Annotated in this window: 9 protein-coding genes; 3 read left to right on the top strand and 6 right to left on the bottom strand. The window is 61.7% G+C overall.

Features of this window, described 5'->3' with window-relative positions; genetic code table 11:
• Positions 1-188: 188 nt before the first annotated feature.
• The 3 genes from HYT87_20090 to HYT87_20080 all read right to left on the bottom strand — a co-directional run bounded on the left by HYT87_20090 (position 189) and on the right by HYT87_20080 (position 4,626).
• Positions 189-1,463 carry a hypothetical protein gene (locus HYT87_20090; GenBank protein MBI2062021.1) on the bottom strand — a complete coding sequence of 425 codons (1,275 nt, stop codon included), beginning with the start codon at positions 1,461-1,463 and terminating at the stop codon, positions 189-191.
• Between the two features lie 105 nt (positions 1,464-1,568).
• Positions 1,569-2,483: a hypothetical protein gene (locus tag HYT87_20085; GenBank protein ID MBI2062020.1), complete on the bottom strand. Its 915-nt coding sequence runs from the start codon at positions 2,481-2,483 to the stop codon at positions 1,569-1,571.
• Between the two features lie 22 nt (positions 2,484-2,505).
• Positions 2,506-4,626: a TonB-dependent receptor plug domain-containing protein gene (locus HYT87_20080; protein ID MBI2062019.1), complete on the bottom strand. Its 2,121-nt coding sequence runs from the start codon at positions 4,624-4,626 to the stop codon at positions 2,506-2,508.
• A 408-nt stretch (positions 4,627-5,034) separates the two neighbouring features.
• Here HYT87_20080 and HYT87_20075 point away from each other — a divergent pair, with 408 nt between their 5' ends.
• Both HYT87_20075 and HYT87_20070 read left to right on the top strand, forming a co-directional pair.
• The gene (locus HYT87_20075; GenBank protein MBI2062018.1) at positions 5,035-5,670 is read left to right on the top strand and encodes a TetR/AcrR family transcriptional regulator; all 636 of its coding nucleotides are present in this window, start codon (positions 5,035-5,037) and stop codon (positions 5,668-5,670) included.
• The gene (locus HYT87_20070) at positions 5,667-6,839 is read left to right on the top strand and encodes a hypothetical protein (protein ID MBI2062017.1); all 1,173 of its coding nucleotides are present in this window, start codon (positions 5,667-5,669) and stop codon (positions 6,837-6,839) included. The genes HYT87_20075 and HYT87_20070 overlap by 4 nt, the downstream gene beginning before the upstream one ends.
• A 142-nt stretch (positions 6,840-6,981) precedes the next feature.
• Here HYT87_20070 and HYT87_20065 read toward each other — a convergent pair whose 3' ends face one another.
• The 3 genes from HYT87_20065 to HYT87_20055 form a co-directional block, all read right to left on the bottom strand.
• Complete coding sequence (locus HYT87_20065; protein ID MBI2062016.1) at positions 6,982-9,459, bottom strand: hypothetical protein; 2,478 nt, start codon at positions 9,457-9,459, stop codon at positions 6,982-6,984.
• A 193-nt stretch (positions 9,460-9,652) separates the two neighbouring features.
• Positions 9,653-10,720 carry a hypothetical protein gene (locus HYT87_20060; protein MBI2062015.1) on the bottom strand — a complete coding sequence of 356 codons (1,068 nt, stop codon included), beginning with the start codon at positions 10,718-10,720 and terminating at the stop codon, positions 9,653-9,655.
• A gap of 63 nt (positions 10,721-10,783) precedes the next feature.
• The gene (locus tag HYT87_20055; protein MBI2062014.1) at positions 10,784-12,145 is read right to left on the bottom strand and encodes an NAD(P)/FAD-dependent oxidoreductase; all 1,362 of its coding nucleotides are present in this window, start codon (positions 12,143-12,145) and stop codon (positions 10,784-10,786) included.
• A gap of 268 nt (positions 12,146-12,413) precedes the next feature.
• Here HYT87_20055 and HYT87_20050 point away from each other — a divergent pair.
• A partial coding sequence (locus HYT87_20050) for a hypothetical protein (GenBank protein ID MBI2062013.1) occupies positions 12,414-16,430 on the top strand: 4,017 nt, incomplete at its 3' end.

Here is a 16,430-nt window from a genome sequence, read left to right as displayed (position 1 = left end):
CACCGAATTCTACTCGAAACGGAAAAACCGGGTCAGGATCGGCTCCTCCGAACTCTGCGCCGCAACAATCGGACCCCCTCTCCCCCCGCTCCCCCCTCATCCATGCCACGCGCGGGGGAGGACATTTTCACTCAACAGTAAAGCGGACATGTTGACTAAACTACAACAGCTTGCTTTTGATCCCGTGCTCAGGCCGTCGCGGCGCGAGGGTGCGATGGATCGATGGCGCGCGCCAGACGTCCGTATACTCCCTCCATCAACCGGTGGTACCAGCCGGACGCGCCGGAAGAGCCCGTTCCGTAGATCTGATCTTCGACCTCCTGGAGATCCTCCCGGATGCGGTAGCTGTGGTGCTGGGTGTAGTCGCGGAAGCCCTCGAAGTGCGCCCGGTCCGTCATCCGAAGGTGGAGGTTGAAGACGAGATTGTACATCCGCATCATGTCCGCCCGCGGGAGGGGAAGGTAGAAGCCCGTCTGCTCGGCGAGGCGTGACACCTTATCCAGAAGTTTCCCGCCGAACTCGAAAATGTCCAGGCCCACTTTGTCGAAGTCCTCTTTTAGCGTCACGAGAAGCAGGAGGAGGGGAAAAACGAGATTCATGCGCCGCTGCCGGGCGAGGGGGCTGTGCTTGGTCCAGAACGAGAGCGGGGCAAAGGCCGTGTAGGATTTGGGATAGGCGCTGTGGCGGCTTTCGTCCTTGTGGAAAAAGGGAAGGATCTGGGACAGTCCGGGATAGTTGGTGAACGTGGAGAAGAACGTCATCGCCACGCTTTCGACCACGAGGTTCATGCCGAACAGGCGGTCCATCGGTCTTGCGCGGAGGATCATGTCCAGCGCGAAGAAATCGGAGAAATTCTGGGGATACACGCGGTCGATCCGCTTCACGACCTCGCGCATGACGACGAAGTGTTTCGCCTCTTCCATGACCTGCATGGCCATTCCGAGTTTGGCGCCGGTCCCGCGGACATGCGGGACAAGGGAAGCCGAAACAAACAAGGCGTGCGCTTCGCCGTGAAGGATGATGGAAAGAATTCGGGCGAGGGCGCGGCGCTGATCGGGATCGAGGGCGGACCGGATGGCATCCCGGAATCCGTCGGAGCGTGCTTTCTCGACGAGATCGCGCGTCTCCTGGGATTGGGGAGCGGCATTGCCATCGGTGGGGCGTCGCTCCTCGCGGGACGCATCGCGGAAGCCGAGGCTCGGGGCGACCACCTCGGCTTTCCAGAGATTGGCGAGCGCTTTTTCGTAGTTGCGGTGGGTCAGCTCTTCCAGGTCTCCGCCGAAGAAGGTGGCCGTCGTGTCGTCATACGGCATCGCTCGTTTCCTGAGCTTGTAGGCGCGGTAGAGGCCGCGATCCAGCCGCTTGAGGTTTCGTTCAACGGCATAACGACGTGTCAGGGGCGGAAGGATGGAGGATTTCCCGGTTTGCGGCGCGGCCTGGGATTCAGTTGTCAGCGCTTCCATTATCGCGTCCTCCTTGGACTGATATGGTGACACGAACCGTCAACGTTGTCAACTAAACGGTTAGTGCCACGCCATTCGCATTGATATATAAGTAATTAAGAGAAGTTATTCTGCGAAGGTGAGGTCGAAGCTCTTCCAGTCAACTCCCTCGCGACTGTCGTGAAGGACGACCCAAAATCGCACTTTTCCCGATTCCGGCGGCTTCCGAGGGGCACGCCACTTGTTCTCGTACGGTACTCCGAAGGATCGATCCTTTTCGAGCCCCTCGGCGGTGCTGAACCAGGCGATGAACAGATCCTCGGTCTTCTCCCGCCCCCCCCCGGTCGGCGAAAGATCCGCGTAGGATTGAGCGGCATCCTCCGGAACCTGGACTTCCAGTGTGTACTCTCTTTCGGGCTCCAAGGCGGAAAGGTCGGCCAGCGGTGCGCCGTCGATCATCACGTCCGTGATCACGGGATTCCGATTGGGGTTCGTGGAGCCGCTGACGATGAACCGCTTGAAAGCCTTCATCTCCCTGTCTCCCGCCTTGGCGAACAGACCGATGAGGAAAGGCACCGGAACGGGCAGGGGTTGCATGGAAAATTCCGGCGGCGCTGAGATCCCCTGATGATTCTTCTCGCCGTCCCCGGAAAGGATCGGAGGGGGTGGAGTGGGGTCCGCAATCGGGATCGATTCCTCCGGGCCGCCGGCGCCCAAAACCTTCGCGGATTCGGGATCGGCACAGCTCTGCCCGGTCACGGTTCCGGTCAGTTCGCAGAGTCCCCAGAGGAGCAGGGGGGGCGGGGCGGATGGATCGAAATCGTCCGGCAAGGCGACCAAGGCACTCAGCCGCGACTCGCCCTCTCGTTGGATCTCCGGCGGTTCAGCCTTCATCGCGAGAATGCGCGGCTTGTCGACGAACGTGGGCTCTCCCTGGTCGATGCCGCAGGCCGTGCTCAGCACGGCCGTGATGAGTGATGAGTAAAGGGTGATGTGCAGGATCCGACCCTTGGCGCCCCGGCCTTCTCTTCCTTCACCCATCACTCTTCACCCTTCACGTTCATCAGAACTCCGCTCTAAGGCCGAAAGACGGAAAGATGGGGATGCCCGTCACGGCCTGCCGTTCGCTGTAGTCATAGTTGTAGGAAAACCCCTCGGGGTTCTTCTGCACGTACACATTCTGGATGTCGAGATAGCTTGTCAGCATCCACGTATTGAATCTCCAGCGCCGGTCGACGCGCACGTCAAGCTGGTGAAACCCGGGGATTCGAACGGAATAAAGTTCCCCGGGGATCGGGATGTACCGGTCGCGATCCGCGTCGTAGATCGAATCGATGAACGGGGTTTCCGGGCGGCCCGTGGAGTATCGGAAGCGCGCTCCGAGGTCCCATTTCGCCGTCAAGCTCAGCGTGCCCACCACGGTCAGGATGTGAGTCTGGTCGAAGCTGAAGAATCGATAGTCTTCTCCAGGGTGGTCGCGTCGTTCGCTCCGTGAGAGCGTGTAGCTGCACCAGGCGAATCCGCGGGGGTTCTTCCATGAGAGGTACACTTCGCTTCCGTAGATGCGGCCGATGCCGCCGTTTTCAAGATCGGAAGGATCGTAGTTGGAAATGTCGGATTCGGCCTTTCGGACCACGAGGAGCGACAGGTCTTTGTAGAATCCCTGGATGTCGCCGCTCCATCCTCGGGGGAGATCGACCTCGAATCCGCCCGTGTACTGGGCCGCGCGCTGGACGCCCAGCTCCGGCTGGCCAATTCCCTCGGCCACGTCCTGCGGTTCGGGGGGCTGGTGAACGAGGCCTGCGCCCACCTTGAACGTGAGCGGTTCCAAGAGCTGATATCGCGCGGTCATCCGCGGGGAAATCGGTGTTTGATTTTGGATAGTGTAGCGGTCCAATCGCACCCCTGGGGTCAGGCTGATCCGACTGATCGGTCGGATCACGGCTTCTAGGTAGGGCGAGACCGCCGAGCCGGCGAGGACGCCGTCGGCGTCGCGAACCGAGACCGGGTCGTAGGCATGCTCGGGGTCGTCCTCCCTCGGGATTCGGGGGAATCTCGCGTCGTAGTTGCCTCTGCCCCAGACGAAATGGATCCCGGGGTAGAGCGTGAGCCAGGGAGTGGGCTGGTAGAAGAGCTCATCCCTTAGCGAAGTGTTCCAGATCCGGATGCTGAGATGGCTGAGTTCGGCTATTCGGAAGAGGATGCGGTCCGGACCCGCGGCCGTCGAGAATTCATTTCGAAGGTTCGCCCCGAGATCCCAGCTCCATTTCGCGAGCAGGCGATGGAAATACAGGTTGGAATTGAAATTACCCGAAAACTCCACTTCTCGACCCGGCGGTTCCTCGAGCACGAGGGCCATCTTGTCGTCCGATCCGAACGCCATGAGTGACCCGGACATGCGCGGGAGGAATCGACCCCCGACGGAAGCCTCGTAATCATAGTAGCGGGGAGCGAGGGTGAATCGGACGACATCCTCCGGGACGGCCGCTTTGATGATGGCATCCGCGTAGCTCCGTCGGAGGGACGCAGTGTACGAGAAATTCTTGACGGGTCCCTCCAAAAGAGTGCCCGCATCGTAGAAGTCGGCGTCCACGTACCCATGTGTGCCGGTGGCGTCCCCGGCGCGCGACCGGATGTCGACAATGCCGCCCATCTCATGGCCGTACCTCACGGAGTAGACGCCTGGGTAGAAGCGGAGGTCGCGGATGAGATCGGAGTTGAACGTACTCGTGAGGCCGCCGAAATGGAAGAGGAGCGGGATCTCGTGGCCGTCCATGTAGACGCCGGTGTCTTCGAGGGCCGAACCGCGAACGATCAACCCCCCCCCCGAAAAAGGGGTGCGGGCCACCCCCGGCATGTCTTGCACCACCTTGATGGCGTCCCCCCCGGTTCCGGCCGCTTTCTGCACCTCCTGCCGGGTGATGACTCTCCGGGCCGTTTCCCGCCGCTCGGCCTCGGCCTCCACGAGCACTTCGAGAGAGGAGACGACTTCGGGATCGAGGTAGAAAAAACGTCGTCCGTCGTCCGTCACCCGTCGTCCGTCCAGCCAAGAATCGATTTTTTCCTCAAAGGGTTTGTATCCGGGGGCGAGGATCTTGAATGTGAGGGGAAGTGTGTTTGGAGTGGCTAGGATGAAGTTCCCCGAGCGATCCGTGAGAGCAAATTCGGAGGTCTCAAGCACCATCACTGTTCCTCCCTCGATAGGACGGCGGGTGCCCTTTTCGAGGAGGCGCCCTGCCAACGGCGTCCTCTCGTCGCCTCGAGCGATAGATGCCATCGCCACGAGAAGCAAGAGACTCATCGCCCATGTGCTCATCCTCATCGTCATCATCCCGCCGGCTGCGGAGCATACCCGTCCCCACCCAAAAAATCGATGAGCCGGCCGGGAAACTAATGGGGACTTGACAGGTCCACATGGTTTCCGTAGGATGTAATACTGACTGGCTAGCCAGCCAAGGATGGTGCGGTACTTGCCTGATCAGGGCGAGCCAGGAAGGTGAGCCGACCTGGGGCAAGTGCCAGTATGATGACTATGCAAGCAAGCGTAACACCAATCTTCCCACGGAGGGCGGGAGGCCGATCGCAGCGGGCGATGGCGCATCCGCGTCGAAGCCACGCGGAGCGCCGGGCCGCTTCGATGCAGGCCATCCTCGAAGCCGCGCTCACCTGCTTCAATCGAAACGGGTTTCAGTCCACGTCCATGGACGACATCGCGCGCGAAGCCGGCGTCTCAAAAGGTCTGCTGCACTACCATTTCAAATCCAAGGAGCAGCTTCTGCTGGAGGTGCAATCCCTGCTCTTTCGCAAGATTTCCGATCGCGTGGAGGGCGCCACGTCGCAGCTCGGTCCCTCGGTTCAGCAGGCCCTGTGGGCGTTCGACGAATTGTGGAAGCTCCTGAAAAAGGCGCAGCCGCTCCTACCGGTGTTCATGGACTTGGCCGCCCGATCGATGACACGGAAAACTTTGAAGCGCAGGGTGGTCCACTCCATCGAGGAACAACGGGCGCTCCTGGTCGGAGGCATTCGAACGGTCTTGGGCCCGCTTCAGAACCAGCTCGATATGAGCGCAGAGAGCTTTGCAGATATCGTCATGGCCGCGCTGATCGGTTTCTGCGGTCACGCCCTGTTCTCGGCCGATCCCGGCCGGGGCGATCGCGCGTTTGAAGATTTCAAGAAGGTCCTCGTGAAGATTCTTGGGGGAAATCCCTCAGGGGAGGTGAAACCATGAACACGATGGCGGCGATGCGTCAGAAAGCGACCTGGGCGGCGTTCTGCCACGGGGGACCCTTGGCGGCGGCGGCGTACAATTGGGTCGAGCCCCGCTGGAGGCGGAAGCTGGAAAGAACTCAGGCCAACGACTACGACGACCGTGCGCACGCGTTTCGAGGGGGCGACATGGAAGAGCTCACCCGCAAAGTCTATGAAAAAGCCCTCCGCAAGATCTGGAAGGCGGAGGTTCAGGCCCCGTACCTCGGATTTCACGATGCGACCGAGGTGGAAAAGCTGGGCGTGGACCCCGACGCCCAGAAGGGCGAAACGGACGAGCTGATGGAACGCGCCACTTCGGAGGACGTCCGCCGCGAATTCGAGGAAGCCTTTTCCCCGGAGCAGCGGGAAGCGGTCTGCAAACTGATGTCGCTCATCGCGCACGGAGAGGCGTATGCGCTCTACACGAGTTCGACCCTTCTTCCGGTGGTCACCGGCACCGGCTCCAAGATGGGGATGGCCATGCAGGTGATGGAGGAAGCGAAGCACTTCATCGTCCTCCGCGCGATGGTCCGGACGCTGGGCCACAGCGTGCCCCTCCACGATTCCGCCTTCATCACATTCGAAAAAATTGCGCAGGCGCGCCCGTACCTGAAGCTCTACGGCATGAACGTGGTGCTCGAGAGCTTCGCCACGTCGCTCTTCGCCCAGTTTGCCGATTTCCCCGGACTGCGCCACATCCTCCCGGTCTTTCACCTCGATGAATCGCGACACGTGGGGTTCCCGAAGAACTACTACGAGGCTGGGAACGTCCCGGAGGAGGTGACGAACAGTCGGCGCGACAGGCTCGCCCGGGAGCTTCTCCTTCTGCCCGCCGCCAAACTCATTTGGGACTACAAGGACGCGTTCGAGGCGGTCGGGATGGACTGCTTCGGCTTCTTCGGTCGATTCGTGGCGAAGGCCACCCGGCTGGCCGAGAATTCCGGTATGCCGCTGCTCCGACCGCGCGAAGAGTTCCTCGCCATTCTGAATCTCTTTTTCAACAGTTGCGTTCGGGCGTTCGAGCCGGAAAAATTCACGGGCTACCGGGACTATACCGAGCTTCACGAGGGCGAGATTCGCCCCGATATCCTGGCGATCGAGAAGGAAGTCTTCGGAGAAGATGTTTTTGGGATCCCCTATCTAGGCTAAGCCTCTATGGTCCGCTATAGAGGCTTAGCCTAGATAGAAGGCTGATCGCTGACGGCTGAACCCCCCGAAAAAAAGCCCCCCATCCGCCACATCAGCGGATGGAGGGCGCAATCGTAGAAGGAGGACCTGACTTGCTTTCCGGCTAGCCTTTCGTTGCCGCGGAGACGGTGTCGGCCGTTGTCGTCGCCGGCGTTCCTCCGCCCGCGCAGCCGACAGGAACATTCACCGTGTTGTTTCCGATCCTGATCAGGGTGCTCGTGTCTTCGTAAACCGTCAGGGAATACCCCGTGCCGGCTTCGTTGAGGCTTCCCTGTCCCACCTCCTCGCAGGCATTGGACGAATCGGAGGGAACTGTCATGTCCAGCGATCCTTCAGCTGAGGCGGCTTCGGCTTGGGCTTCCGCGCTTTCGGCGACGGTGATTTCGCCCGACGCAACCAGCTTGAACTTGATCAACGCGCCACTCTCAGTGCGATCCTGCCAGAAAAGCATGGTCTTCGTGCCGTTCTTTCCGCTCTTGATCGTGGCCTTCCCTTGCACATGCTGCCATCCGGCCTCGGTCATCGTTAGGCTGACCTCGACGCTCGTTCCCGGAACGGTGACGTTCAGTGTCCCTTCGCCGATGACGCCATTTTCGTCCGCCTCGTGGAGGTTGATGTAGCCTGAAACGAACCCGGCGCTGATCTTGATGGTCTTCGATGGGGATTCGGGATTCTCGACGGACACGTCCAAGTCCTGACCTTTCTTGTCCTTGATCTTAATCTTGAGATTCCCCTTCTCATCCTCCTCTACAGGAATCGGATTTCCATCCTCGTCGAGCGGAGTGGGCTGGCAGACGCCCTCTTCTTTCAGGTAACGATGGACCCTCTCGTCGATGCGGCCGTCATTGAACTTGATGGTGACGTTGGTGATTCCCTCGCCGTGGCCGGGGCACCGGTCCGATTGGGCCTTGGCAACCGCGGCGACCCCTTCACCCGTCGCTCGATCCTCGACTCCGCGGAGTCGGTTCGTATCGGTTCCCGTGGCCGTGGTTCCACCCGCGCCGGGCCGCCGATCCTTGTCGGCAACCGTCCCGACCTTCTCCTCGCGCTCTTTTTGCACCTTCTCGGGCGGATCGACCACGAGGTAGTGCTTCCCTTTTTCCTCGCGCGTTACGGGATATCGCGCCGGGGCCTTGTCGGGCGGCGGGACCGGCAGAATCTGGAGTCGCGCGAACTCCTGGCTCACCCAACTCGTCGGCGTGACGACCTTGCCGGATTCGAGTTTTACTTTCTCCACGGCACGGCACGCCTTTCGACCGCCGTTCTCGTATCCGCCGTGCGCCTCGATGGCCGCGTGCGTGGCGGTGATCAGCCGTCCGCTGGGCGCTCCGGAGAGAGGCTGGCCTTTGAGGTCGACCGGTGTGCATGCCTCGCCGGGCTTCTCCAGCGCAACACGAAACGCCTGCGTCTTGCGGGGCTGCTGCTCGCCCGGCATTCTGAATTTCAAATCGATCATCCGGAAATCCACTTCGTAGTGGCCAAGATTGGCCGGCTCTGCGGAGGGCGTCTCGCCGGGGAGGACCGGCGGGGGCACTTGCCGCGAGATGAACCGCATTCCGCTCTCTTTTACCGGATGCGGCGCTTGGGCGCCGTCCTTCCCTTCCGCGGGCGGGCGGAAATCCGGGCACCACGGCTCGCCGGGTTTCTGTTTCTCATTTCCCGGTTCGCACTGAACTCTCTTGATCTCGGTGACCCAGCCGTTGTCCACGATCAGGAAGCGCTTGATGAAGGCGCGGCGCTCGTCGTCATTCTTCGCCGTGTTCCAGCCTTCAAGGATGGCCTTGAGCCATGTGGTGACCGCGGTCTGATCCTTGAAATCCTCCGGGGCCTTGTAATCATCCGGAAGCTCGAATCGACGGTTGATGAACACCACACTGCCCTCGGGAATCGCCGGGGCGGGCACAAAGAAGCAGGTGACTCCGTCGTCCTTGCAACGTTTCACGACAACGGTATCCGCCGAGCAGGTCATCTCCGTCCCCGCCACGACGCAATGCTTCTTGACGTCCGCCGGCAGGTCGGCCTTGGCGGGTACAACGGCCTTGATCGTGATTTTGTAGATGTCGGCCTCGTCGGTAGTCTTGATGCGCACGGTGGCCACGACGGCCTTGGCGGCGCCCGGGACGTGTTCCGCGCACTTGGCATCCTGGTCCAGCCCGAATTTCTCGGGGGTTTTGTAGATGCAGTGGCACGGGAGTGGTGCGGCGTCGGTGGGGGTCGCATCACACTTGCCGAAATCGGGCGTTTCGGTGGCCGCGGCATCGGCACGCGCCGGAGCGCCGCGGATTCCGCCAAGGGTGGAGGTCGTTGAGGTCGCCGATCCGGCCGAGGAGGCCGATTGGAGTGTTGAGCCGGTCTCGCTCAAGCTCTCCACCGTGGAGGTCAGTTCGGTGACGGTCTGAACCGTCTCCACCGTTTCGTTCAGAGTCTGGGTGGTATCCGCAACGGAGGCGACGGCTTGAGCCGTCTGTTCATTCTCGCTCGGTTCCTTCGATACTGTGGTTCCGGTCCCGGTCCCGCTCACTTCGCACGCGAGGATCGAGCCGGCGAAAACGATTGTTCCAAGAGAACGGATGTATTTCATGACTCACCCCTTTCTGAAGGAGGGCAAAGAACCCTCCCATTGGTTCTTGTACGGTATGCGTTCATGTACTTAGCCTTCCTCCTAGCAAATGTGTGCCAAATCACTTTTCAGGGGTGTGATGGGGCCTTGGAGGGCGCGAATTCGGACTTTTTTGCCCGGAGATGGGGGCATTCAGCCCCAAGATGCGAGAGGATTATGGTTCGTTCCACTCACATGTGGCCGGAGTCGTGTCGGCATTCCCAAAGCCGTCGAGAGCCCGCACGCTGAAAGTGTATTTCCCGGCCCCCGAAGATTTTGCGACGAAGCCGCTACGGCAAACCTCCACTCTCCCTTCCCCTGACGGGCCGTCCACTTTGCATCGGAAGCCGCACTGGGCGATCTGGGCGGTGACCGCACAGGCGAGCGTCGGTTGCGACGTATGCTGCAGCTCATCCTGAGCTGCGTTCCTTGCGTCGTCCCGGGCCATCGCGGCCAGGGACGATGAGCCGATCAGGTCGCCTTCTTTGGTCGCATCGGCGCACAGCTCCGAGCATGAAAACTCCACAGTCCGACCACCCCCAGAGGCTGCCGTGCAGCTTGTGATCGTGGTCTCCGGCGGCGTCGCGTCGAATCCTTTCGCCCTGATCTCATCGGCGGAGGGGCGGGCCGATGCATTCGTCGGATCGCTCCCGATCGCCAGCTCGACCAGGTTGGACACACCGTCCTGGTCGTCGTCGGGGATCCCGAACAGCTCGCTGTTCGGATCGATCAGGGGATCCACGAGCGCCCCGTCGGACGACAGCTCCTTGTCAAACTCAAACCAACAGAGCCCGCGCTCCTCTCCCACCGGATCGGTGGCCCGAACGAAGATCGGATGCAGACGATGCGAGCCGCTCGCCAGACTCTCGGGAATGGATTCGAACGTGTAGGTCACATTGTAAACCGGGAACTCCGAAGATTGCGCTGATCGCAAGGCACCGGACGCCGGTCCCCCTCTTGCCTGCGTCTCGCGCCCCGCGTCACGCGTCCCGATGCCTCGGACCCCTCCCCTCACGCCTCCACGAACTCCGCCTCGAACCCCGCCGCGAACTCCCGACAGGTTCTGTCCATCTACGGCGAGTGTGGCCTCCAGCTCGCCCATGCCTTCCAAGGCCACTGCGGTTTGAGAGAGGACCGGCACATCGAGGCTCAATTCCTTCTGTTTCGGCGGTGTGGAATCGCTCGCGCACGCGGCTGTGAGGATGACGAAAGCGAGCAGGGACACGGCTGCATGGAATCTCATGGTGACCTCCCGCGTCCAAATGTACCACGACGGGCCCGCGATGCAAAATCGTGGCACGGCCCCCTACGTTTCTTGCGCCCCTCCGGGTGATCCCGGTTTGAACGCTCGCGCGGAGTCCCTTCGGTGCGTTGACGGAAGGATCAAGCGAACAACTCGGTCAAAGAAGAAATAATCCCATGCCCAGCTCGACAAGACAACGAGACGGTTCCGAAATCCGATCAGCCTCATCAAGTGGACCACGAGCCACATGACCCAGGCGGTAAAGCCGGTGAATGAACGCTTTCCGATGCGAGCCACAGCCGCGTTGCGGCCGATCACCGCCATCGTGCCGAGATCCCTATACATGAATGGGACAGGATCCTCTCCGGCGATCTGCCTCCGGATATTCTCTGCAGCCCACTCGCCTTCCTGCATAGCCACCGGTGCAACTCCGGGAAGGGGACGGCCTTCGTGCTCCACGTGGGCGCAGTCGCCCACCACGTACACTTCCGGATGGTCCGGGACCTGGAGGGTTGGCCGAACGGCGACCCGCCCGCCCTTCGCCATCGGAAGCCCCCATTGCTCCAAGGCGGGTGGACCCGATACCCCGGCGGTCCACACCACCGTTCGGCTCGGAACAAAGCTACCGTCCTTGAGACCCACACCCCTCTCGTCAATTTTGCTGACGACGGCCCCGAGCCGCACGGCCACTCCCCGGGAGCGAAGCCGGTCGGCTGCGTATCGGGCCAAGTTCGCCGGCTGTCCCGGAAGGAGGCCGTTCGCCGCCTCGAGGAGAAGGACGTGCGGATCACCATCCTGGATGGAGGGGTAATCTGTGCGGAACGGTCCGTGAATGAGTTCCGCGAGGGCCCCTGCGAATTCGACACCCGTGGGGCCTCCGCCCACAATGGCAAACGTAAGCAGAGATCGGCTCTCGGCGGGATCCGGTTCACGAACGGCGCTAGGATGGCCCAGCCGCCCCGCGACTGGCTGGATGCCACCAATCGGGACGGCGCGCTCGAAGCAGCTCAGGATGTGATTCCGCAGCTCGATGCCGTCATCCATCGTTCGCAGGGGGAAGGCGAAATCCGCCGCGCCCGGCACTCCGAAAAAATGGGGCACGCTCCCCGGCGCGAGAATCAGGTAGTCGTAGGGAAGCTCGGGGCCGTCGGTCAGGATCCGTCTCGCCTGAAGATCGATCCGGCGCACCTCCGCCACGAAAAAACGGGCGTGCGAAGTTTTCTGGCGGATGCTGCGCACGGGGTAAGCGATTTCCTCCGGCTCAATTTCGGCTGCCGCCACCTGGTAGAGGAGGGGGAAGAACGTGTGGTAGTTCTGGCGGTCCAAAATCGTCACCTGCAGTGCAGCACTTTTCAGACGACCACTGGCCCAGAGCCCTCCGAACCCGGCTCCCACGATGACAACGCTGGGGATGGAACTTTTCACGGCTGGCACAGCCGACTTTTAGCGCAGCCGGGCGCCTTCGGCAAACCCAGCCCTTGGGCCAAGACACAGGATCGATTCCCTGGTGGGGGACAAATATTCAAGTCCAACTTCAACTTCGAATGCTCGTACTGACTCCGCCCACCGAATGTTGACCGCCCAAATCCCTGCAAATACGAGAATAATCACGATTGTGACGTACATCACATTTCTACTGGAAAAAATTGAGAAACAACTTGACATCACGTTGCGTGGTTGCTAGAAACGTCGCATGTCGTTTGCAGGGCTGAGTTTGCGGCAAGTCTCGCGCGTGCTTTTTTCTTCACCCCGTCGTCTGCTCCGGGGCTGTTCCCTCTTCTCTCGCCTCTCGCCTCCCTCCTCTCGCCTCTCGCTCTGCTCCTCACGGTTCACGATTCTTGCCCTGCTGCTTACGGCTCACGGCTTGCTCCTCACCACTCTCGGTTCCTGCGTTCGCAACCTCGAACTCCCACAGGCCAAGAAAGATGTCGTCCCCATGGACATGAATATCCCGCTCTCACCCGAAATCGCCGCCATGCTGAACGGCATTCAGGGGAAGGCGGGGGATGAAGTGGTGGCCGACGTGTACATGAACGGCGAGATGGTGGCGGAAGGTATCCGCGGCGGCGTTCGGGGGGGCGTGCGCGGAGCGGAGCAGGGTGGCGTCCGCGGGGGAATCCGAGGCGCCGAGCAGGGCGGTGTCCGCGGCGGCGTCCGCGGAGGTGTTCGAGGGGCGCCCAAACGCGACGAATCTGCGGGTGAGGGCGAGACGGCCTTTGTGTTTGAGATTTCGTTCAATCTTCCCAAGAAATCCGCCCAGGATGGCCAGAATCAAATCAGCACGCGCGTCCGTTCCCGCGGGCACCAGGAAGTCGAATACGTGAAGGTCACCACGACGATCGAAGTGAAAGTGCAGAAGTCCGAGGCCGGTCCTTCCGGGGCGGGAGTGGGACCTGTCCTGACACTCGAAATCAAGGATACCCCTCTGGACGTGAACCAGGTGGAACTCCCGGATCTTGACGGGGACGGTATTTCCACTCTAACGGAAATTGCCTCGGCCGTCGCCGCTTCGTCCCCTTCGAGCGGCGGATCAGCGGCTACCGCCCAGTCCATCCTTCAACAAGCCATCGCCGGTGCAGCCAACTCGGATAGCAAGCCTACCACCGAGCAGGTGAAGGCGGCATTCGAGACCCTGAGCGTTCAGCTCGAAACGAAAGTGAGGCAGGATTTTGAAGTGGCGGGCGTGAAGCCTCCCCAGGATTTCAAGCTCAAACTGAAGGAAGTGGATCTGACCTCGCCGGACACGATCCTCAAGACGAAGCCCTGCGCCGGCGGAGCCGGAACGCTCTGCGCGGTGACCGGTGCGTCTGACGTTTTCGTGTTCGACTGCTCCAAGGTTGCCTGCACCTATCGTTGCGCCCTTGATGGAGGCGACTACGCCTCGTGTCCGGCGGCCTACATGCCGCCATCCGAAGACGGAGACCACACCCTTCTTGTGAAGGCCTCCGATGTGCTGGGCAATTCCGACCCAACCCCCCTCGAAGTCAAGTTCAAGCTGGCCCTCAAGGACTCGATTCCGCCGGATACGACGCTGGTAGGGGCGGGCTTGCCCGCCCTCCTGACGAACCAGACCTCCGCCACGTTCACGTTCGCGAGTACCGAACCCGATTCATCTTTCATGTGCCAACTCAACGCGGAAGCCGCGGCGGCATGCGCTTCCCCGCTCGTCCTGAGCTTGTCGAAGGATGGATCCCAAAAGTTTTCCGTGTCGGCTGTCGATAAGGCCGGCAATAAGGATCAGACGCCGGCGACGTTCGCGTGGACGGTGGATACCGCGCCGCCGGACACGCTCTTCGTAGGGGCGGCGTCCACGCCGCCCGCACTGACCAATTCCTCCGCCGCCACCTTTGGCTTCACTTGCCAAAATTCCCCCTCTCCCCTTGCGGGAGAGGGCGGGGGTGAGGGGTGTACCTTTACCTGTTCTCTGAATGGCGCTCCTGCCGCGACCTGCGCTTCCCCGTTCGCCCTGAGCCCCGTCGAAGGGTCGAACTCCCTCTCCGTCTCCGCCACCGACAAGGCCGGCAACAAGGATCTCACGCCCGCCACATACACATGGACGGTCGACACCGCGCCCCCGGAGACGACGATCTCGACGACACCATCCGCGCTCACCAATCAGACAATCGCGGCGTTTGCTTTCGCTTCCTCGGATCCGTCTGCAGCGTTCCAGTGTTCCCTCGACTCCGCCGCGTTCGTCTCCTGCTCGTCTTCCCACTTGATCGCTGGGCCACTAACCGATGGTTCACACGCGTTCGCGGTCCGATCCACGGACGCCGCCGGCAACGTCGATCCGACGCCCGCCTCGTACGCATGGACCGTGAAGACCAGCGCACCTGCGGGCGGTACGGTGGCGATCAGCGGCGGTGCGACGGTGACCGGCACCCTGGGAGTCACCTTGACGCTCGCCGCCACGGACGCCGCGGAAATGGCGTTTTCGAACGACGATGCGACGTTTTCAGCCTACGAGCCCTTTTCCACCTCCAAGACCTGGAGCCTGGCGCCTGGCGCCGATGGTGTCCGCACCGTCTACGTCCGGTTCCGCGATTCCCTGGGGAACGCCACCTCAAGCCTGACGGCAACCGTCACGCTCGATACCGCGGCCCCGGAAACGTCCATCAGCGGTCAACCTTCCTCGCCCACCAACCAGACCTCCGCTTCGTTCACCTTTACGAGTCCGGAAAACACGGCCACCTTCGAGTGCAAACTGGACGGCTCCGCATATGCCTCCTGCACATCTCCAAAGGCGTACTCGGGGATCTCCGACGCCTCGCACACTTTCTCCGTCCGGGCGAAAGACGCCGCGGGCAACGCGGATGCATCACCCGCCTCATTCACATGGACGGTTGACGCCACACCGCCTTCCGCGCCGGCGCCTGCCCAGCTCACGATCACCCAGAATACGCCAGGCACGAATGATACCGTCAGCGGAGCAGCCGGAGCCGTCGAAGCCAACTCCGCCGTCAAGATCTACTCCGATGGCCTCCTCACCTCACTCATCACGACCGTCACATCATTGGCCGATGGCTCCTTTGGGGCCACGGCCATCGGCGACAATACCAACCCTTCCCTATACATCACGGCAACGGACGCGGTCGGAAATCAATCCTCCCCCACGGCTCTTACGAATGATGTCGCTGCCCCGTCGATTCTCGCCGGTACGCTGACTACCCCGAACGGGGCCGAACCATGGTCGCAGGGATCCACACGAGCTATCGCGTGGTCCAACGCCGATATCACCGACCCGAATCTGGGCGCCGGCCCCATTTCGCTCTACTACTCCACGGACGGCGGCGCTTCCTATCCGAATCTGATCGCCACCGGGGAAGCCAACGACAGCACCTACACGTGGACGGTGCCCGCAATCACCTCCGGCACGGTGCGTGTGAAGTTGATCGCGACGGACTCCTACGGGAACACTTCCAGCGACGAGTCGAACGCGAACTTTTCCATCGCAGCGGCAGGGATCACCGTCGGCGCGATCAGCGGAAACACTACCGAGGCGGGCGGAACGGCGACTTTTGCCGTCGTTCTGACCACACAGCCGACGGCCGCCACATCGGTGGGGATTTCAAGTTCGGACGCAACCGAGGGAACAGTCTCTCCCGCCTCCCTCACCTTCACCAGCCTGGATTGGAACACGCCGCAGACGGTGACAGTGACCGGCGTGGACGACGCGCTGGCCGACGGAAACATGGCCTACACGATCACCACCGCGGCCGCCACGAGCACCGATTCGAGCTACAACGGTCTTGACCCGGCGGATGTGGCTGTAACGAACACCGACAACGACACGCCCGGCCACACAGTTAGCGCGATCAGCGGAAACACCACCGAAGCGGGCGGCACGGGAACCTTTACCGTGATGCTCAACAGCCAGCCGACGGCGAATGTCACCGTCAACTACACGTCGAACGACACGACCGAGGGCACGGTCGGCCCGGCCTCCCTCACGTTCACGAATCTCAATTGGAGCACCCCTCAGACCGTCACCGTCACCGGGCAGAACGATGCCGTTCAGGACGGCAATATTGCTTACTCGATTGTTTTCTCGGGTTCGACGAGCGCGGACGCGAACTACAACGGACTAACCCCCTCACCCAACGTGGCGGTGACGAACAACGACAACGACGTGTCCGGCTACACGGTCAGCGCGATCAGCGGCAACACCACCGAAGCGGGCGGCACGGCCACGTTCACGGTCGTCCTGACG

Source organism: Nitrospirota bacterium (assembly GCA_016180645.1).
In the GTDB taxonomy this organism is placed as follows: Bacteria; JACPQY01; JACPQY01; order JACPQY01; family JACPQY01; genus JACPAV01.
This window is presented reverse-complemented; position numbering and strand designations above follow the sequence as displayed.

Excerpts from the sequence above, each read along its gene's own strand:
- HYT87_20075 (MBI2062018.1), top strand. The coding sequence starts at position 5,035 with ATGGCGCATCCGCGTCGAAGCCACGCGGAGCGCCGGGCCGCTTCGATG.
- HYT87_20070 (MBI2062017.1), top strand. The coding sequence starts at position 5,667 with ATGAACACGATGGCGGCGATGCGTCAGAAAGCGACCTGGGCGGCGTTC.
- HYT87_20065 (MBI2062016.1), bottom strand. The coding sequence starts at position 9,459 with ATGAAATACATCCGTTCTCTTGGAACAATCGTTTTCGCCGGCTCGATC.
- HYT87_20080 (MBI2062019.1), bottom strand. The coding sequence starts at position 4,626 with ATGGTGCTTGAGACCTCCGAATTTGCTCTCACGGATCGCTCGGGGAAC.
- HYT87_20085 (MBI2062020.1), bottom strand. The coding sequence starts at position 2,483 with ATGGGTGAAGGAAGAGAAGGCCGGGGCGCCAAGGGTCGGATCCTGCAC.
- HYT87_20090 (MBI2062021.1), bottom strand. The coding sequence starts at position 1,463 with ATGGAAGCGCTGACAACTGAATCCCAGGCCGCGCCGCAAACCGGGAAA.
- HYT87_20060 (MBI2062015.1), bottom strand. The coding sequence starts at position 10,720 with ATGAGATTCCATGCAGCCGTGTCCCTGCTCGCTTTCGTCATCCTCACA.